Origin of the sequence: Mucilaginibacter rigui (genome assembly GCF_014773275.1) — a bacterium.
Lineage (GTDB): Bacteria > Bacteroidota > Bacteroidia > Sphingobacteriales > Sphingobacteriaceae > Mucilaginibacter > Mucilaginibacter rigui_A.
Window position 1 is genome coordinate 983,550 of sequence record NZ_JACWMW010000002.1, and the last position, 20,225, is coordinate 1,003,774.

11 protein-coding genes are annotated in these 20,225 nt (G+C 40.6%); 6 read left to right on the forward strand and 5 right to left on the reverse strand.

Going from position 1 to position 20,225, the window contains the following annotated elements; translation table 11 throughout:
* Nucleotides 1-7: 7 nt before the first annotated feature.
* The 3 genes from IDJ75_RS11465 (at nt 8) to IDJ75_RS11475 (ending at nt 5,442) form a co-directional block, all read left to right on the forward strand.
* Nucleotides 8-2,305, forward strand: a complete 2,298-nt coding sequence (locus IDJ75_RS11465; RefSeq protein ID WP_191175759.1) for a tetratricopeptide repeat-containing sensor histidine kinase — start codon at nt 8-10, stop codon at nt 2,303-2,305.
* A gap of 182 nt (nt 2,306-2,487) precedes the next feature.
* Nucleotides 2,488-3,447 (forward strand): sensor histidine kinase, encoded by a 960-nt coding sequence (locus tag IDJ75_RS11470; protein ID WP_191175760.1) that lies wholly within the window; start codon nt 2,488-2,490, stop codon nt 3,445-3,447.
* 30 nt (nt 3,448-3,477) lie between these two features.
* On the forward strand, nt 3,478-5,442 hold the full coding sequence (locus IDJ75_RS11475; RefSeq protein ID WP_191175761.1) for a sigma-54 dependent transcriptional regulator: 1,965 nt from the start codon (nt 3,478-3,480) through the stop codon (nt 5,440-5,442).
* 43 nt (nt 5,443-5,485) lie between these two features.
* On the opposite strand, the gene IDJ75_RS11480 is transcribed toward IDJ75_RS11475, so the two are convergent.
* Both IDJ75_RS11480 and IDJ75_RS11485 read right to left on the reverse strand, forming a co-directional pair.
* On the reverse strand, nt 5,486-6,214 hold the full coding sequence (locus tag IDJ75_RS11480; protein ID WP_191175762.1) for a hypothetical protein: 729 nt from the start codon (nt 6,212-6,214) through the stop codon (nt 5,486-5,488).
* A 311-nt stretch (nt 6,215-6,525) separates the two neighbouring features.
* A complete protein-coding gene (locus IDJ75_RS11485; RefSeq protein ID WP_224746567.1) occupies nt 6,526-7,377 on the reverse strand; it encodes an oxidoreductase in 852 nt (283 codons plus the stop codon).
* A 356-nt stretch (nt 7,378-7,733) separates the two neighbouring features.
* On the opposite strand from IDJ75_RS11485, the gene IDJ75_RS11490 reads away from it, so the two are divergent.
* Entirely contained in the window at nt 7,734-8,468 is a 735-nt protein-coding gene (locus IDJ75_RS11490) for a hypothetical protein (RefSeq protein ID WP_191175763.1), read from the forward strand.
* 361 nt (nt 8,469-8,829) lie between these two features.
* Here IDJ75_RS11490 and IDJ75_RS11495 read toward each other — a convergent pair whose 3' ends face one another.
* The 3 genes from IDJ75_RS11495 to IDJ75_RS21155 all read right to left on the reverse strand — a co-directional run bounded on the left by IDJ75_RS11495 (nt 8,830) and on the right by IDJ75_RS21155 (nt 16,979).
* Complete coding sequence (locus IDJ75_RS11495) at nt 8,830-11,025, reverse strand: tetratricopeptide repeat-containing sensor histidine kinase (protein ID WP_191175764.1); 2,196 nt, start codon at nt 11,023-11,025, stop codon at nt 8,830-8,832.
* Nucleotides 11,026-11,340: 315 nt separating this feature from the next.
* Nucleotides 11,341-13,689, reverse strand: coding sequence for a tetratricopeptide repeat-containing sensor histidine kinase (locus IDJ75_RS11500; RefSeq protein ID WP_191175765.1), 2,349 nt, complete (start codon nt 13,687-13,689; stop codon nt 11,341-11,343).
* Between the two features lie 86 nt (nt 13,690-13,775).
* Complete coding sequence (locus IDJ75_RS21155) at nt 13,776-16,979, reverse strand: sigma 54-interacting transcriptional regulator (protein WP_224746568.1); 3,204 nt, start codon at nt 16,977-16,979, stop codon at nt 13,776-13,778.
* A gap of 664 nt (nt 16,980-17,643) precedes the next feature.
* Between IDJ75_RS21155 and IDJ75_RS11510 the strand changes: the two genes are divergently transcribed.
* Complete coding sequence (locus IDJ75_RS11510) at nt 17,644-18,033, forward strand: hypothetical protein (RefSeq protein WP_191175766.1); 390 nt, start codon at nt 17,644-17,646, stop codon at nt 18,031-18,033.
* Nucleotides 18,034-18,227: 194 nt separating this feature from the next.
* Nucleotides 18,228-20,150 carry a sigma 54-interacting transcriptional regulator gene (locus IDJ75_RS11515; protein ID WP_191175767.1) on the forward strand — a complete coding sequence of 641 codons (1,923 nt, stop codon included), beginning with the start codon at nt 18,228-18,230 and terminating at the stop codon, nt 20,148-20,150.
* Nucleotides 20,151-20,225: the final 75 nt, after the last annotated feature.

The window sequence follows — 20,225 nt, forward strand, 5'->3', positions numbered from 1 at the left end:
ATTCAATATGAAAAAGCATATCATAAAAGTTTTGACGGTAATTGGATTGATGTTTCCATCAGCCAACAGATTGTTCGCGCAAGATAAATTTATGCAGCAACGTATTTCGCTTGAAAAAGATTTCCAAAAAGCGAAAGCGGACACGCTTAAAATCTCGATATTAATAAAACTCGGCAAAAATTTACTCGATCATCAAAAAGAAAAAAACGATTTAAGAGCTGCCGCTGACGCCGCAGATAGAGCATTACGGTTAAGCAAATCTATTGACCCTAAGACTTACGCCGGTCGAGTATACGAGCTCAAATCAAGCATTTTGGAGGCCGATGGCAAAATGCCGGAAGCCCGGGTTTTGCAGAAAATGGCCATTAAATATTTTCAAGCGGCAGGAGACTCGTTGATGACGGGGGACGCCTATCGTAAGCTGGGGCGAACGTATAGTTACCAAGACAGGCGGGAATTAGCTGAGCGTATTAAGCTTGACAGTATAAGCTTGAAATGTTATATAAAAACTAAGCAGTTCCTTAAAATGGGATATGTCCTGGAAAGCCTTGGAGACCTTAATCATATACGAAATGAGATTCCGATGGCAATAAGTTATTTAAACCAGGCGCTTGTCGCTTATGATAAAGCCAAATTCAAATCTGTTCAGGGAGTATACCAGTATTTGACTGTTTGTTATTATCAAACCGGCGATTTAAAACAGGCGTTACGGTTCGGCCTGGAATCACAGCGCGTTGCTGAAGCCGTAAAAGATTCCACAGACATGACAGCTCATATTTACAACCACCTTGGTAAGATCTACATGAAGCTGGGGCAGCTTAATAAAGCGATCGGCTATTACAAAACCGGGCTTGCTTTTGTGAAGCGGTACCATGACGATAATATGCAGCCGACATTGTCTATGAATTTGGCACAATCGTTAATTTTCACCCATAAAGAGCCTGAAGCGATACAAATGTTGAAGGGAATGCACTTCAAGGAAACGGACGATGAATATATAAAAGCGGGATTGTTGCTATACGCTCACACTTCTTTAAAAGAATACCAGCTTGCCGATCGGTATTACCAGGAGACGGTCAGGCTTGCTGCGACGATGGATGCTTTAAACACGACTAAAATTTTTATTTTTCCTTTTGTCATCCGTTATCTTTTTGAAAGCCGGCGATTTGACGAGGCCATTCGCGCCATTGATGCATGTGAGTTTAATTATCGGGGCAATCACAACGATATGGGTATTGCGATTTCGCACCACTGGCGTTTTAAATTGGATTCGGCACAGGGAAAATATATCCCGGCTATAAATCATCTGCACGCTGAACAGATTATTTTGGATTCTTTGATGAATGTAACCAAGGTAAAAAGCATTGCGCAAATGGAAATTCAGTACGAAACGGAAAAGAAGGAGCAGCAGCTTTTGCTTAAGAACCAAAACATTCAGTTGTTAACAAAGCAAGGCCAATTACAAAAAGCCAGTCTGGAAAATGCTGCTCTTATTCGAAATATAACCATCGGTGGGGCGATAATCCTGATCATTCTACTATTGATAACCTACAGCCGTTACCAGATCAAACAACGAAGCCATTTGCATTTACAAGAACAGCAGTCAACGATCAATAAAAAGAATCATACACTTGAAGCCCTTGTCAACGATAAGGATTCACTTCTTCAGGAAAAAGAATGGCTTTTGAAAGAAATCCATCATCGTGTTAAGAATAATCTCCAGATTGTTATCAGCCTTTTAAATTCTCAGTCCTGCTATCTCGACAATGATGCCGCGCTATCGGCGATCAGGGAAAGTCAGCACAGGATGCATTCTATCTCATTGATCCATCAAAAACTTTATCAGTCGGATAATCTCGCGCGAATCGATATGGTAGAATATATCATTGAGCTTACAAATTACCTGAAAGGTAGTTTTGACGGTAAAAAAAATGTAAAAATGGTGTTGGAAATTGAACCCGTCAGCATGGATGTTGCACAGGCGGTACCTGTTGGGCTTATCATTAATGAGGCAGTAACCAATGCGTTCAAATACGCCTTCCGGGCAGGCAACGATGGGGTGATAATGATAGCACTTGAAGAAACAGAAAGCGGCTTTTTCTTTTTAACGATTTCAGATAATGGGCCCGGTCTTACAAGCGATTTCGATATTAATCAGTGCAATTCGCTTGGAATGAGCCTGATGAAGGGACTAAGTCATCAATTAAACGGTCAAATTGAATTATTCAACAGTAACGGACTGACGCTTAGAATAAAGGTCCCGGTGATTATACCGGTTATAAAGGAACTATTTGTCTTGGGATAGGCGTAATGAAAAGCGGCAATTCGTTAGCGGCCGCCCGCCGATCAGCGAAATGTCAATGATTCAGCTTATGTAAATTTCGTTAATTAATTGATAAACAAGCTTATTGTCAATGGCATCGCGATTGAGCAATGGTCGTATAACTGCAAAAGAAAAAACTTGTCGCCGTTTACTGACCTAAGAAGATGAAGATGATATTGCCGCTTAAGCTATTAATGCTTATAACAATGACAGTTTTTTTAATAATATCAGGTTCGGGCGGTTTTAAATTCAGTGCTGCCAAACCTTTTTCTAAAAATATATACCGCGACAGAAAAGAGGTGACGCGTCCCGCAATCATCGGGCCGGTCACTTCTAACAACTCAGGAACACGGAGTCGAAGGTTTTTCGCGCTCGAATTGACAACTATTGTGATGGGTGCTTTACTGATCTTCGGGGGTACATGGTATTATAGAAACAATAAGCGGCAATTTAAAAAGCAAATTTTGTTACAGGGATTATTGGACGAACGTTCTGCTTGCCTTGGGCAGGTAACAGAAGAGCGCGATTGGCTGATAAAAGAAATTCACCATAGGGTGAAGAATACGTTGCAGATCGTAATGAGTTTATTGAATACGCAGCTATCATATCTGGACAACAAGGAAGCTTTACAAGCGATCAGTAACAGCCAGCACCGGATGTTTGCAATATCGCTTATTCATCAAAAACTCTATCAGACAGAAAGTCTCTCGCATATTGATATGGAGGCGTACATTCCGGAGTTACTTGAATATCTAAGTGATGCCCTTGATGCAGACGAACGGATAACTTGCAAGCTTACACTTGCCCCCTTAAGTCTTGATGTGAGCCGCGCCTTGCCGTTGGGGCTTATCTTGAATGAGGCTGTCAGTAATGCATTGAAATTTGCATATCCGGGAAAGGATCGGGGAGAGATCAGCTTGATTTTAAAAACGGAAGATCAGCAACATTATACCATTGATATATCTGATAACGGCATTGGGCTGAATAATGACATGGAGCTGCCAAAAGTTTCTTCCTTCGGACAAACCCTAATGGAGGGACTAACACACCAGCTTGGTGGTTCTTACCAGGTTAGTAATAAAGGTGGTGTATCTGTTCACATTGCCTTCAAGAAAGACGAATAAAAAGCATAAACCGATATTAAAAATTTAAAAATGAAAGAAAATATACTCATTGTTGAAGACGAATTCATTGTCGCCAATGACCTCAGGCTTATGTTGACAAAAGCTGGCTATTACGTTTGCGGAACCGCGGCGTCGGTCAACGAAGCTAAAAAAATCATTGAGAAAGAAAACCCGACCTGGGTATTGCTGGATATTTTCCTGCAGGACGGGTCACGCGGTACAGAGTTGGCCGACTTTCTTACAGCGAGAAAAATTGGCTTTGTTTATATCTCTGCAAACACGAACCAGAAAGTATTAGAATCAGCAACCGCCACCCAACCCTACGGCTTTCTTGTCAAGCCATTCAGGGAAAGAGATCTGCTGATTATGCTGGAGATTGCCCGGGAAAAACACAGCCAAAACCTTGAATTGGTCCAACAGCGGGAAACCTTGCTATTGCAACAGGTTCAGAGTTTGATTGCTGCTCCTGCAAATCCGGAATCAAAAATGGTGCATGTGCCTGCAGCTTTTCAGGCGCTAATTCCTTTCGACTACATGAAAATTGACTTTTTTCGGCATAATGAACAGGCTGATCAATTCAATTTTATTCGGAAAAGCTTCGGGGAATACGAAATCCTGAAAAATTCCGCATTACCGGAAAGCATGGGTTTAACTGGTAGGGATCTTAACTTGTCTAAACCGAAACCAATCAAAGGAATAGGCGGTTATTTCCTAAATGGAATGGATTTTCGCAGGTCGTTGCTGGATGATGCGTGGGATAAAATGCTGAGTAACCATTTTCAACTGGAAGCCAAGCTTTCACATGTATTTATATTGGAGGACAAATCAATGGCTGTGATGTCTTTTTACAGCAGAAACCCTTCTGAATACGCCTCATCGAAACTCGCTTTGCTGTTAAAGGCAAATAACGCGATTGTTGACCTGCTATATCAAGTTTCCGTTGAATCAAGCATTCCATTTGTTACTTCAATCAAGCAGCCTGTCGTCAATAACAAAATGATTGAGGTGGCACCAGGCCCGAAAGCGCCAACAACCGGCTTCAAAGATATCGTTGGCAATAGTCCGGAGTTGCTTAAAGTACTTGATAATATTTTGGTGGTAAGTAAGGCTGAAATATCTGTTTTAATCACCGGGGAAAGTGGCACAGGAAAAGAAAAGGTAGCACACAATATACATTTGCTTTCTGCCCGAAAGAACAAACCCTACATTGTAGTTAATTGTGCGGCCCTTCCGCATGAATTAATCGAATCGGAATTATTCGGACATGAAAAAGGAGCCTATACCGGTGCTATAGAAAAGCGTGTTGGCAAATTTGAGTTGGCAGATGGCGGAACCATATTTCTTGATGAGATTGGCGAAATGCCTTTAGAAGCTCAGGTCAAGTTACTCAGGGTACTGCAGGAAAAAGAAATTGACCATGTTGGCGGCAAGCTACCTGTCAAAGTCAACATACGGGTGATCGCGGCGACAAACCGTAAATTGGAGAAGGAAGTTGCCGAGGGCAGGTTCCGATTAGACTTGTACTATAGATTGAATGTATTTCCAATATCGTTACCGCCATTGCGTGCGAGAAAAGAAGATATTCCTGAATTAGCTGCCCATTTTCTAAAAATTTTCGCTAAAGATACCGGCAGGAACGTAGACAGGTTTACATCGCATGCTTTAGGCCAGCTTGCTTCTTATGACTGGCCTGGAAATATACGCGAACTCGGACACTTTATACAGCGGTGTATGCTTATTTCTACCGGGCCAGTCATTGAACGGGTTGAATTGCCCGAGACTATATCAGAAGACGGTAAAGGGTTCATAAAAACGCCGGCTTTAAGGACGCTTGAAGAAATGGAAAAACAACATATTGTTGGTGTGTTGAAGAATTGCAAAGGTAAAGTTTGCGGTCCCGGCGGCGCTGCGGAAATTCTTGACCTGCCGCCAAGCACGCTGAATTCAAAAATGAAAAAGCTAGGCATTACCCGGGAATATTACTTTAATGTATAAATGAAATTGGCGGCTTGTAAAATTCAAACCGCCAATTCTTATCTTATTCTTCGCAATTGATCGAATGGAAAGTAATCGAAACCAGTAAAGGATCGGTTATAGTTTTGCGTTCCATGGCCTCACCTTCAAAAGCGTAAACTTTCCTTAACCGGGGGATCATCAATCCGCAGGTTTGCCTATAGTCGTAGGCGTAATTAGCACCCGTGGCTCCGCCAAGGATGTCAACGGTATAATCATGTCTTCTCAATAAACCATCACTTCCGAAATAGGATAGTTGTTCGCGGCAATGGCTAACCACATTTTCAGGAAATATTACTTTTAACCTGCGCCATATTTCGCCATTTTCTTCCCATGGTTCAATTTCTTCCGTTTGAAATCCGGGTTCGGTATACAGAAATGGTATTGTTAAATAAGTCCACAACGCTTCACCGCTGAAATACGCAATATGCTCGTTTTTCCACGGGGTATCGAGCTTATGGCCTGCAAAAATTGATTTTGGATCGGAGAAATACTGGAAATCCTTTGCACCGTTTTCCTTGACGGCGATCAGGCCCGGCTGGAACACCGTCAATTTATCCTGCCTGGGAAATTTCATCACGACCTTTTCCTGCCGGGTGTCAGCAGATATCGTAATTTCCTGTAAAACATCCGGATTTCCCTTGACATACCAGATGGCCCCGCCGATAGAAAGTTCGGCATTAATTGATTTTATTTTGTTCCAGCGATCCATTCCGCCATGTGCCTCAATCGCTAATTCTAGTAAGTCATTCATTTTAGATTTTTTTTTATTTTTAAAATAATTGTGCGAATAGTGCATAGTTTTCCAATTCTCCGGCTATATAACTTCCCTGCAGCCCATCGACAGTCTTTCAAGGTTCCCAAGTCGACATGGGCATTTTTTGGAGATCAATTCACCTTGTTTGAGGGAAAATTTATGTTATCAAATGGCATGCCTTGTCAAGTCATTCAGTTCTATCTGCAGTAATCTGTTGACAGTTTTGCAAACCAGGGCCGTAGTATATCTTTCAACGAAAGTCCTAAGGCCTCCCGTTAAAGTGAATTACCACGCGATAAAAACCGTTCTTATTTGTCGTGATCTGTACCCGTGGATACAGCGATCCAATCCTCAACATCTTTTCCTGTTTTTAAGATATTGTTCTTGTAAAAATCGACGGCGTCGCTGCCAAGTGGTAAATGCAGAGGAGGCTGTTCTGACTGATAAAGTTTAATGATCGCCAGTGCCAATTTTTTCGGATCTCCTTGCTGGTGACCATTTAATTTTACCGCGTTTTGGCGCATCTGGCCAACACTGTCATGGTAATCAGCAATCACGTTTGCGGATGCCGATGATGATTCAGGGCTTAAAAAGTCTGTCGAAAAGAGGCCTGGTTCAACAACTGTGACTTTAATACCGAGCGGGGCGAGTTCTATGGCCAGACCTTTTGAAATACCTTCGACCGCGAATTTTGTCGAACCGTAAATTCCCCATCCCGGAATTACATCAAAACCGAACATAGAAGAAATGTTAATGATATGGCCGGAGCGCTGAGCTCGCAAATACGGGAGAGCAGACCGGGTAACATTTAGCAAGCCAAATACGTTAGTATCGTATTGCCTCCTAACTTCAGCATCGGACGCTTCTTCAATAGCAGTTACCATACCAAAACCGGCATTGTTTATCAATACGTCTATGTTTCCAAATTGGCCTATTGATAATTCCACGGCCTCACGAACTTCGGATTCACGAGAAACATCCATAGAGACTACAATGAGGTCAGGATGATGATTTAGTTTCTCTGATAACAGGTCCGGGTTAGATCTTACTGTGGCGATCACCCGGTCTCCGGCCATTAAAGCAGCCTTTGCAATTTCAAAGCCGAAGCCTTTCCCTGCACCAGTGATAAAGATTGTTTTTTTCATTTGTTGCGTATTCATACCAATTTTTTTAACAAGGAAACGCAATTTTCCCGCCGTGGCATATATGTTTGAAAGTCAGCGATTTAATATTAGGTAGTCAGTGTTTCGTTATGTTATTTCGTAAAAAAACGTTCAATAAGCGTTATTCAACTACGTAGTCGATTGTGCATCTTAAATTGCAGGTTAGTTTGGGTGGCAACATCAAGGGCTGAGACTTGGATGTGAATAGGAGAAGTTAAAGATCCGCAGAAACGATAATTCATTTATTAAGAGTTTTTTTACGTTATAAAGTATCTTAATGAACTGTGTTTTTCTCTTAAATTATTGATATTGAGTGTTTTGTTTGTGGGCACAATGCTTGCCCACTACGTTTTATGAAAAATTTAGTTGATGAAGTTATGGATACCCATGGCGGTATGGATTTGTGGAAGAGCTTTAATGGCATGGTTGTTCATTTAAAATCTTCCGGTGAAATTTGGAAGGCTAAAGGTGCAGATGGGTTGTTTGCTGACGGCATATTTGAAGCTGGTCTTCACAGGCAGCAGTCATCCTATCGATCGTTGGAATCACCATTCGAGAAATCAGTATGGCACCCCGGCGGAATGACGCTACAAAGCGGCAATGGATCTGACCTCAATTGTGTGGTCCGCCCCAGGGAGCTTTTTAAGGACGAGGAAATTAAAATGAATTGGACCAAATCTCAGCTGCATTATTTCGCCAATTATACCTGGTGGAATTACTTCACCTCTCCGTTTAATTTTAAAATGCCGGGTTTTGAAACTAGGGAATTAGAGCCCTGGGAAGAGAACGGTGAAATATGGAGACGGCTCGAAGTAGCATTCCCGGATTATATCCAAACGCACAATGCTGTTCAGACGTTCTATTTTGACCGCAATTTTCTGCTTAGAAGGCATGATTATTCCGCTGACATCCTGCAGCCATTTGCATTTACTCAATACATGTCCAATTACGAGGATTTTCAAGGGGTAAAAATCCCCGCCAAAACAGATGTTTATCTAAGGAACCCAGACGGCACAATCAATTCGGATCCGGTGATGGTGTCTATAGATGTGCAAGATGTTCGATTCTCCAAAGATGGTTTAGTTTAGCGACTGTCGAAAGCGAAATAAATATAGACAAATGATAAATATGGCGCGAAAGAGGTCGCAGAATGGTATATAATACATTTGATGGATAACCGGTGTATTACTGAAATAAAGTATGTTGATGAGTTACCTTGACTAACTCTTCTTCTTACCCATTTTATCTCCGGTATTTATCATGGGCGGTTCTTTTTAGTAAGATATTTTATCGATCTGCTTATCGTGTCAGATGTTAGTTTGGAATAGAAAAGATAATCCGATGTTTTAAGTGAGTGGTTGCCTTTAAACTTTTTGATAAACTTCATATTACCGGGTTTTGTATTGCATACCGGCATAAAGGAACTTATTACCGGTGATATTTTAAAGATTACGCCGTTGGTTCAGTGACCTGCTTGAAAGCAGAATTTACAAAAACTAGCTTGGCGTGTATGCCATTTTTATCTTCAATTTGAATACTTCCTTCCAAGTCTTCGGCCATGCCTTTTATCAGGGTCATTCCAAAGGAATTATTAAACTCCGCATTAAAGTTTTTTGGAAAGCCTTTTCCGTTATCGATAATTTTTAAAATAATAACCTCCTTTTCTTGTGTTAGCTGGATTGATAAAAGATCATTTTCCTTAAACGGAAATGCATGTTTGAAGGCATTGGTAATTAATTCGTTTAGGATCAAACCAACCGGAACAGCGGATGCGACATCAAGCCTTATCTTGTCTATTTGCAGCTTGATTATAACATTTTTGCTTGTTTCGAAACTGTCAGTAAGGTAATCTACGAGATCTCCAACATATTCGGGCATATAAACATCTGTAATGTTTCCGCGATTGTAAAGTTTTTGATGAATCAGGGACATGGCTTGTATTCGGTGTTGGCTTTCCGCTACGGCATCAATGGCTGCCTGTTCTTTTAAATAAATGGTATGTGAACTTAAAAGACTTTTGACAACTTGAAGATTGTTTTTTACGCGGTGATGGATTTCTTTTACCAACCATTCTTTTTCCGTAAGTAACGCCTGTTGCTTAGTGTTTAAAGATTGTAATGAAACATTTTGACTGGAGATCTCGACGCGTTGTTTTTGCAGCAGGCGGTTGCTTCGGACCTGTATTTTGTAACGGCGGTAAAGCAGCAACGAAACGAGTAACAGAACAGCAGTGCCAAAAATTATAGAGGTTTGGATCGTTTTTGTCTGTTTTATTTTTACTTTTTGAAGGTCACTGATTGCGGTTAGGGCAAAAATATTTTTTGATTTATCGGCTAAATCAATATCCTTTTGTCTGCTTTCAAAGGCGTATTGCATGGAATCTATCTTACGCGTTTTATCAATATTAAATAGCGAATCGCGGATACTGATTTGTTTTTGAAAATGCACCAAAGCCGATTGATAGTTTCGCGAAGCAGAATCAAGAACAAATCGTTCATATTCATAATTTTTGATATCTACCGGATCTAAAAGGTTGTTTTGTCCTGTTGTCAGTTTCTTTAAATAGCGCTCAGCAAGTTGGAATTTTTTAAGATCAATAAAGACCTGGCAGGTCTTTGTCATAAATAGAAAATAGCCTTCGTAACGGATGAGTTTATTGTCGAGCGAAGAATCTGCAACCTGCGCCGCCTTTTTAAAATATTGTAAGCCGGTATAAGCTTGACCAGTATTAAGATAGTACCTGCCATAGGCGGATAAAATCTGTATTCTGTTGAAACCGCTGGGTGGCGTTTTCATTTTGGACGTTTTAAGAAGCTGTAACGCTTCCTTGTTTTTATTTTGATTCATCAGACATTGCGAATAAAGCGCTACCTCGTTCGCAAAATGGTAGTCATAATAGCGCGATGTCTTTGCTGCAAGTGATTTTTTAAAATAGACTTCGGCCAGGGTATTTTTATTAAGCTTCAAATACAAATGTGCGATGCGTCCGTAAAAGTCGATCGCATATTCAAAATCTTTCGCTGCCTCCATGCTTTTAATTCCTTCCAACTGGTAGTAAACTTGTTTATTGATGTCGCCCCGTATTCGGGCAATTGCGGAAAGAAGATCGTAGGTGTAGTGAAGGTTCTTAAAAGAAATAGCCTTATAACGATCCAGCACTGATAGTAATATTTTATTAGCTGTATCAATTTGACCCGAGACCAGGTAAACATCAGCTTTATTCTTTAGCATAATAATGGCGTCTTTCTGACGTCCGCGCGATTGATAGATTAGTTCTGCTTTACTAAAGCAGGCCAAACGTTCAATAGTATTTCCTCCTAGTCCGTCATCCAGGTAATCGCCCAGGTTACCCCACGCAACAGCCTCATCCAGAGGCTTATTTTCCTTGTGATATTGTTCAGCCAGTTTCTTTATTATAGTGGTGCCTTCTGCAATGTTTCCCATTTTTATAAGAAACCAGGATTGCTGGAACTTCGCGACATTCTGAAATCCTTTCAATCCAGGAGTATTCGTTAAGAGAATGACTTTTTCGGCTAATGCCAGCCCCTCTTTCCAATGGGTGGAAAGGTCGTTCGACCGATATTTGTCGGCGGTGGCCAAAAGACCATCTAGCATGGCGGTATCAACTATTCCCTTGGTTGGCATAAGCCCGCCTCGAATTTGCCCGCTGACAGAATGGCTAAACAATATGCACGGAAAGAAGAAAATGAGTGCGCAAGGAAATAACCAATTGGGAGTGAGACCATTTACCAGGTATACTTTGATTTTTAACCTTGAAATTTTCAATTGTATTCTAACTATTGATGTCGCTCTTGAGGCCGTTTATGTAAAAAGTACTGATAGTAAATATTCTTCTGTATAAATATACATTATTATTAGCACGGGTGAATTAATTCTGCATGCGGATCAATCCTACTTTTAAGCTTATAGTTCGCCTTGAATCTTTGCTAAAATGGATTATTAAACATGCGGTAAGGTGACATTATCTACTAACGAGTTTTCAAATTTAACTGTAACGCGAATTCCATTCCTATCTTCAAAAGAAATTGTCCCCTCCAGATCTTCTGCCATTCCATTCATAAGTGTCATTCCAAATGAGTTATTAAGCTCCGAGTTAAAATTGGATGGGAAACCTTTGCCATTATCAGCAACCAAAAGAGTGATGATGTTATCAACCTGTTTTAGCTGAATAAGCAGCCTATCTTTATCTGAATGAGGGAATGCATATTTATAGGCATTGGTCATCAATTCATTCAGGATGAGGCCGACGGGAACTGCGGAAGCCACATCCAGTCTGATCCTATCTATTTGTTGTTCGACGATGACTGTTTTACTTATTTCAAAACTGTCTGTCAGATAATCTACAAGGTCACCAATATATTCCGGCATGTAAACATCGGTTATATTTTCCCTGTTATATAGCTTTTGATGGATAAGAGACATAGCCTGAATCCTGTGTTGGCTTTCTGCAACAGCATTAAGCGCAGCCTGGTCTTTTAAGTAAACTGCATGAGAACTTAACAGGCTCTTTACAACTTGCAGGTTGTTTTTAACCCGGTGATGTATTTCTTTGATCAGCCACTCTTTTTCGGTGATGAGTCCATGTTGCCTTGCATTTAAACGCTCTAGAGATAAGTTCTGACCAGCAATTTCTTTACGCTGCACCTCTAGTAAACGGTTGCTCCGGATTTGTTTTTGATAGCGATAGTAAATCAGGAAGCAGGCAAGTATTAAAAGAATTATGCTGACAAAAATGATGCTTTGGATGATCTTCGACTGTTTAAGTTCAACTTTTTGAAGGGCTCCAATTTTGGTAAGCGAAGTAATGTTTTTTGATTTTGTGATAATGTCTTTGTCTTTTTGTTGGCTTTCAAACGCAAATTGAAGCGAGTCGATTTTCCTGGTTTTATCTATATTAAAAAGAGAATCGCGTATTGAAACATATTTTTTGAAATGTCGAAGTGTACCGGGAAAATTGCGATGAATAGAATCAATTAAATACATTTGATGCTCGTATTCTGATACGTATACCGGATCAAACAGCAGGTTTGGAATTTTTGAAGCTTTTTGCATTAACGTCCGCGAATCGTTATAATATTTAAGATTGATCAATCCTTTAGACGCTCTTATTAAAAGACCAAAGTAATCAGCATCTTTCAATTGCTTTGGCGTAAGGTTAAATAGCGAGTCTGTGACTTCAATTGAACGTAAAAAATGAAACCTCGCAAGATCCGGCTTTTTGTAATGCGCGTAATATCGACCTACTGCTTGTTCATATGAAATAGTATTGAGCTGATTGTTTTTAGGGAACTTTACATCCGGGTGAGTAAGTAGTTTATTGGCTTCGGCAAACTTATTCTGATTCATTAAAGCCTCTGCCGCATAAGCAAGGTAGGTATGGTACAATAATTCGTAGTTATCAGATTTTTTAGCTGCCAGAGCTTTTATAAAATATTTTTCAGCCTGGTCAAATCTTTTAATGGAATAATATGCCATCGCTAATTTAGCGTAATAGTATGTGGCATCCTGGTAATCACCGGTCAATTCCATGCTCTTTACCGTTTCGATTCTGTAAAAAAGTTGTTTATTTACATCCTTTTTCAGACGCTCAGTTGCTGCGAGCAGATCATAGGATTTATATAACTTTTTGTATCCAATTTTGCTATAACCAGAAACTACTTGAATTAGCATCCTTTCGGCTTCATCCAACCGGCCAAGATTTAAGTAAATATCAGCTTGTTCCTTCATCATGTCCAGTGCGAGTTTTGGATTTGGTACAATTCGATAAAGATCTGCCGCCCGTTTAAAATATGAGATACTTTCCAAATAGTTATCTGGCCCTGCCGAGCGAAGATATAAGGCATATATCGCCCATGTATCAGCCTCCTTTGCTGTTTCATGGAATTTATGATGACTATTTATTAATTCACTGATTGCAGCAGTTGCCTCCTTGATCAATCCTAATCGAAGTAGCGATTTGCTTTTCAAAAATGTCGCTTCTTCCCTAAATTTTCTTAATTCCGGGGCCTGGGTCGCCAATATTACCTCACCGGATAATTTCAATGCTGTTTTCAGATCAGCCGGCGAATCTTTGTCCGAATAATTAACAGCGAGATTTAAACTCTTCCTGATATTGATAGTATCGTTTGCTACTGTTTTTAAATTGCTAACAGCCAGTATCTTTGCCTCCAACTTTTCCAAAGGAAAAAGCAATAATCCAAGTAAGATTGTAACGGTGCAGGTAACTTTTTGCAAGTTGCATTTAAAAGCAATTCTATTGCGGGCCTTTATAAGTTGTTCCAATTTCATTTCTATTTAATGAACCTGTTATATCGCTATACAGGGAATCACACGCCTATCCAATGATTAATCAAGCCTGATAGTAAGTTTGCTAATTAAATTCCAGCCAGCCCCTTTTTAATTTTTAGCCGTTTTATTTTTGAGTTAAGTGTTGTTGAAGGTATTTTCAATAATGACGCTGCGCCGCCTTGGCCTGCCACCTTGCCGTTTGTTTTCTTTAACACGAACATAATATGTTCCCGTTCGATTTCATCGATTGTTTTGATGGCATTTTGTTGTAGTAAATGGGTAGATTCCCCGTTTTCGGAAAATGGCAGATGGACTTGTTGAATTATCGGACTCTCTGCCAGCAGAATACTCCGTTCGATAAGATGTTCTAGTTCCCTTACATTTCCGGGCCAGCTATATGTTACCAATTGCTTTAAGGCTTTGTTTGAAAAAGACATTTTTCCCCGCGTGCTATTTTTAGCGTATTTCATGAGGAAGTGGGAAGCCAGCGAAGCTATATCTTCTTTTCTTTCTCTTAATGGTGGAAGTTTAATAGGGAACACATTCAGGCGGAAAAAAAGATCGCTTCTAAAGTTTCCAGCCTGTACTTCTTTATATAGATCACGGTTTGTTGCTGCAATAATACGCACATTCACATGGATGACCGTTCGGCCACCGACACGTTCAATCTCCCGTTCCTGCAGGGCTCTTAATAATTTTACCTGGAGGTCAAGCGGTAATTCGCCGATCTCATCCAGGAACAAACTGCTGTTATTCGCTAACTCGAACTTACCAATCCTGCGATCGATAGCACCGGTAAATGCACCTCGTTCATGCCCGAACAATTCGCTTTCTATGAGGTTTGGCGGTAAGGTAGCGCAGTTTATTTTTACCATCACTTTGTTTTTACGCTGGGAGGAATTGTGGAGAGCGCGTGCGATCAATTCCTTTCCAGTACCAGTTTCACCGAGTATCAACACGGTACTTTCAGTTGCGGCAACTTGTGAAACCATCTCAAATACTTTGGTCATCGGTGTACATTCGCCAACTATCTCGCTATAATTATGAGTGATTTGAATTTCTTCTTGTAAATATTGATTTTCAATTTCTAGCTGTTGCTGATAACTGGAGATTTGATTGAATTGTGACTGAATCGTTTCGCTTGCCAGTGTATTCGATAAGGCAACGGCAATCAAAGATGAGATGCCGGACATTAGACGCTGATTTTCATCTTTATTATTAAACGTCCACAGAGCGCCGATCACTTCATTTCCTACACGCAATGAAATACTGGTTATAGACTTCACGCCGACAGATTTCCAAAACCCGGCACTTTCCATCTTCAATTTACCTGGCACCAATAATTCGTCGACAGAAAACCTGATCGGAATTTCGGAATTGAAAACGACTTGTAAAAGGTCTTCTTCAATTGGAATGTTTTTATTTGTGATAAGCTCAAAACGACTGTCATTTGCATATGGTGCATCATTATCATGTAAGAAAACAGTATGCGTATTTTGGTCATTAGTTCTTACAGACAGAAGGTATTCGGAGATTTGCAACAAGTTTTTAAGCCCTTTGGTCACCACAGTCTGGAGGCTATGCCCGTCGCGAGCTGCGGCCAGTTCATTACTGAAAAGCAACAGAGATGTTTTTTCCTGTTCAGCTTCAATTATTTCTTCGTTAGCTATAATATTGGCGATGGCGGTTGAAAGTTGGGCGGCAGCGCCCTGGATGAGTGTAATATCATAGTTGGAAACGTAGACCGTTGGATCAACAAAAACAGTTAAGAACCCGGTTTTCCTTTTACCGTTACCAAAAGGGGAGCAAACCACTTGCCTAATTCCTTTTTCGTAATTAGATAATAGAAAGGCTGGTGGATCGGGTTGATTGATAATGTCTTTCAATTCAAAAAGCATTGGAGAATCGGCTGATATTATCATTTTTACCAATTCGTTGACCGGTAGTTCTGAGCTAATAAGTTCGCCGTACCCTTTGTCATGGCGGTTTGGCGACGCAGGGTCTAATATATACGCATAGTAACTTTGCCCATTTTTGTTCAGACGAATTCCAAGGGTGTGGCTGACAGGCAACAGTTTTTTTAATTTATCTTGTATTAATTCAAGTAAATTTTGTTTCGTTCGAATTGCAGCTACTTGATCACTAAAGGTTAACAACATAGCTTTTTCCTGTTCTTGGCGAATCAACTCTTTATTGTTGATAATATTTGCCACAACATTACTTATGTGTGGTGCGACAGCTTTCAAAATCAGCAGCTGCTCATTCTGAAAAGTGTTTTTTTCTATGGCGTGTATAAAAATGGCCCCAAAATGCTGATCTGCCTGTTTGAGACCCATTACCGCAACCTCCCGCGTACCACTTTCAAAGCTCATGCGTAACCAGCCCGGTTTTGCCGCATTGCTCCGAAGTTCTTTCAAATCGAATACTACAGGATCAGGTGATTGAATAACTCTCGTCATAACTGCATCTGTCAGCGGATAGGAGTTTAAGACATTCTGATTGTAATCAGGATGTGATGTACTTGGAGCATTTTGGTCCCTGATAAATGCGCTGTACGTTTGCTTGTGCAAATTGCTGACCGTAATAACGGTATGTGTAAAGTTAAGTGACTGCGAAAGGGAGTTATTAAGTATCCCCAAAAGTTCTGATCTCGTATGAACTGCCGAAAGTTCCGCCGCGATTTTGAGGAGTAATTGTTTCTGTTTATCGATCTTGCCTGCTTCGATCTTAAAAAGATCAAACTCCTTCGTTTGCGAAAATAAGCGAAGCACCATAACAAGTGGAAAACACAATTGCCTTATTTTTAGCAAGTCTGTTGCGCAGTATAAAGATTTTTTCTTGTTAAGAAAGACTAATGTGCCACGATGACGGTTGCCCTGAAACAAATAGACACAGATGGCAAATTGTGGATCGCAGCTGATTGAATCTTCCGGGGCCTCGCCGGGTGCGGCATCTTTATCAAAGAGGTTAATGAAAAATGGTTCATTAGGGCGTATTCCACTACCTGGAACCGGCATTTGCAGATCCTGCAACCAATTTGGAGAAGCGATCACCCTTGCTGCTTTCCCAGTTTTTTCATCAATAACCTCGAGTGCCATTGCTTCATATGTTAACACCTCAGGAAGGGTTCTTAAGAAAAACGTTCTTAGGCCAGTAATGTCCGATACAAGCGAAAGGGCGTTTAAAAGATCATTTGCATCTTTAGTGTCCAGGTTTGAAAAGTCTTTCATTCCTAATACGTTTGGTATAACGGTACGCGCTTGCTCAGTATTAGTATCTATCTCTTCCATTGGGTTATTGCTAAAGCGGTTAAAGGATGAAATCAGCAAATCTTCGGGATCCTGCCTTGATGATAGCCAAACATATACCAATAGTTAATTTGTTAATTTACAACAATTTACAAAGGCTATGAGATTGTGAAGTTACGAAATATGGTAAATTTACGAATGTCTTTCACGACATTTAGTTTTTACGCCGGATATGGTCATTTCCAACAAATCCATATGTCGGTGATTTTTTGCCGATTTACGGTATTGCGTAACCAAATTTTGAAGCGATATTTTTAATTGATTGTTTATCAGTAATTTACAACTTGGCAAAATACTTGGGAAATGTGAGTAAGCTCAATTTATTAAATACCTGAAATTAGTTTATGAAAATATTGATTTGTCTCAGAGTCAAATATGGTTTCCCGCTCGCTGCCCTTTATGGATATCTGTCCAATTTGGATTACCCCGTATGGTCTGAGTACTTAAAAAAGTATTCCAATGATATTTGCTTTAGTCTGAAAGGAACATCGGCATATTGGCTCGGTAGTGATTGCGGATGTTTCGAAACCTTTAAACAAGGTTTGGGCGCACTGCCCCTGATGAGCGAAGAGTTCGTTGAATTCGAAATCTTGCCCTTGAGTGAATTCAGCGTTTTACATAGTATGTTCTTTAATTAACTTTATTTATGAAAACTGATTCTTTTGATTTCGACAAGGCCAAGGCAGCCGCACTAAAAATTGATCTGAGAGCGGAATTGCATTTTTTGGGGCAGGAAATTTCGAACGTGTTTGTTTCCGGTGTTGCCGAAAATTGGGATGCTTTTTTTCCGGAGATAGACGGATTGAACGTAAAGGCATTGTCAACGGCGCTTGAAGTCTGGATTAGGTTTGAAGATAATGATAGGATGGCCTTGGTTGAAGCGTTTAACGACATGGTCATCCAGCTTGATCCGCCACCTTGCCGGCTGGCAAAAAAAATAATGTTTTGCCGGATATTCTGTGAACATTTTGTTGATATCATTAATGCCCGAAACGCGCAGATCGGGCTCGGTGGCGAAACAGGAGCATTCGATTAACGGTTTTTCGTTAGTGATGCGCTAAAAAACGAAATAAAGTAACGATATATAGTTTGTCTTTATTCAATTGCTTGTACTTCAATGTTTTATATTCGGTTAAGTTTTTGAATATGTTAGCCCGATACTAAGTCGATTTAATTACCTTAGTTCAAAGCATACCTGATATTTGGGTTGTAGGGGAACATCAAAAGCTTATGGGTTTAAATATATTAGTGGTCGAAGACCAATTTATCGAAGCAAACGACTTGGGTAATATTTTGCGGGAAGCCGGGCACACCGTCATCGGTACCGCGAAATCTGTCGACCAGGCCATGACTATCCTGAAGAAATCGACGCCTGACATTGTCTTGCTTGATATTTATCTTAAAGGAACTTTGACTGGTATCGATCTCGCTAAAACTTTGGGTCAGGAGAATATTCCATTTATCTATATCTCTGCCAACTCTAACGAATCTACATTGGATTTGGCGAAAGCAACGCATCCGCATGGTTTTTTGGTCAAACCCTATCGCGCCAAAGATATTATTGTTGCGCTGGATATTGCCAGCTATCGGCATCGTTACAGCCTGGAGCTGAATGCTAAGCATGCCAAAGAAATTATCGAACGTCTGGAGGCAATTGAACTTGAAGGAAATGATATTTTAACAAAATTAACTGCTGTACTTCTCGCGGTTAAACCATTTATACCATTTGAATTAGTGCTGATTGATCTCGATATTGACGATTTTGGTTTATCCCGTATTTTCGGATTTGAACGTAAGGGATACTACGAGTTATCTGCTCTTAATGGAGGAGACCTGCGCCAAAAGTTAGGACTAACATTGACTGAAGTAAATAGTTTAAGAGCGGGGTATTCTGCACTTATACGGCCAGTTATCCGCAATAGCAAAGATTTCACCGGCTCGTCGGCGTCGTATAAGGCCATTCGAAAGCTTTTCGGCATACAATCAAGTTTGCAGTTTCCTTTACTAAGTAGCGGGGAACCTCACATGATGATTTCCTTTTATAATACGGAGAGCGATGGGTATAGTACGGACCATATTTCTTTGTTAAAGCCTGTGAGCGACCTGCTGCAAAAAATATTGGGCAGTGTAAAAAAACAATATAAAGGAACAACGGAGGGAGTATCACCTTATCGTTCTGCAGTCAGTCAAAAGGATAACCCTGCTTTTGATCACATTATCGGTAACAGCGTGAAACTTCTCGCAGCCCTTGAACAGGTCAGGCAAGTTGCATCCTTCGATGCATCGGTACTAATACTTGGAGAAACCGGCGTTGGCAAGGAGGGTTTGGTAAAAGCAATTCATAAGCTTTCATCCCGCCACGGAAGGCCCCTGATAAGAATAAACTGCGCGGCTATTCCGGAAAGTCTGGTCGAATCCGAACTATTCGGGCATGAACGCGGGGCATTTACCGGTGCATTCGAACGGAGAATAGGGAAATTTGAACAAGCCCAGGGCGGGACGATTTTCCTCGACGAGATAGGCGAAATGCCACTCGAAGTGCAAACGAAGTTGTTAAGAGTAATTCAAGAAAAGGAGCTGGAAAGGGTCGGCGGGCGGACTACGATCAAAATTGATGTAAGAATAGTAGCCGCGACCAACAGAGATCTTTACAAAGATGTGGCTGCCGGAAAATTCAGAATTGATCTCTATTACAGAATCAATGTATTTCCTATAAACCTTGCACCACTTAGGGAACGCAGGGATGATATACCATTGCTCGTAGAACATTTTTTAAAGAGGCATTCAACACATTCCGCAAATAAGAAGTCGATAAGTCACGGAGAAATGGAGAAATTAATCCAATACAGTTGGCCCGGAAATATACGAGAACTGGAAAATATCATTGAAAGGCACGCCCTGACAACCCAGTCAGATTTAATAACCTTTATAGATCTCCCTACAGACTCAGGTGCCGACTACATTGATCCGGACGCTGATAAATTCCAATCTATCGCTGATCTCGACAAGGCGCACATCATTGAAGCCCTACGGAAATGCAACGGCAAGGTATCAGGTAAAGGCGGCGCGGCTGAAATGCTTCAGTTGCCACCGACAACATTGGCCTCCAAGATGAAAAAGCTAGGGATTGTCTGGCAGTACCTGCTCGGTTAAGCTTCACCATTTTCAATTAGTATTCTTTTATTCCGACGGCGGTTAGATATGAAAATATTTAAGCCTTTGGAATGT

What these genes read in the sequence shown, in the direction of transcription:
- IDJ75_RS11465 (WP_191175759.1), top strand. Translation starts at nt 8, where the DNA reads ATGAAAAAGCATATCATAAAAGTTTTGACGGTAATTGGATTGATGTTT.
- IDJ75_RS11470 (WP_191175760.1), top strand. Translation starts at nt 2,488, where the DNA reads ATGAAGATGATATTGCCGCTTAAGCTATTAATGCTTATAACAATGACA.
- IDJ75_RS11475 (WP_191175761.1), top strand. Translation starts at nt 3,478, where the DNA reads ATGAAAGAAAATATACTCATTGTTGAAGACGAATTCATTGTCGCCAAT.
- IDJ75_RS11480 (WP_191175762.1), bottom strand. Translation starts at nt 6,214, where the DNA reads ATGAATGACTTACTAGAATTAGCGATTGAGGCACATGGCGGAATGGAT.
- IDJ75_RS11485 (WP_224746567.1), bottom strand. Translation starts at nt 7,377, where the DNA reads ATGAATACGCAACAAATGAAAAAAACAATCTTTATCACTGGTGCAGGG.
- IDJ75_RS11490 (WP_191175763.1), top strand. Translation starts at nt 7,734, where the DNA reads ATGAAAAATTTAGTTGATGAAGTTATGGATACCCATGGCGGTATGGAT.
- IDJ75_RS11495 (WP_191175764.1), bottom strand. Translation starts at nt 11,025, where the DNA reads ATGCCAACCAAGGGAATAGTTGATACCGCCATGCTAGATGGTCTTTTG.
- IDJ75_RS11500 (WP_191175765.1), bottom strand. Translation starts at nt 13,689, where the DNA reads ATGAAATTGGAACAACTTATAAAGGCCCGCAATAGAATTGCTTTTAAA.
- IDJ75_RS21155 (WP_224746568.1), bottom strand. Translation starts at nt 16,979, where the DNA reads ATGGAAGAGATAGATACTAATACTGAGCAAGCGCGTACCGTTATACCA.
- IDJ75_RS11510 (WP_191175766.1), top strand. Translation starts at nt 17,644, where the DNA reads ATGAAAACTGATTCTTTTGATTTCGACAAGGCCAAGGCAGCCGCACTA.
- IDJ75_RS11515 (WP_191175767.1), top strand. Translation starts at nt 18,228, where the DNA reads ATGGGTTTAAATATATTAGTGGTCGAAGACCAATTTATCGAAGCAAAC.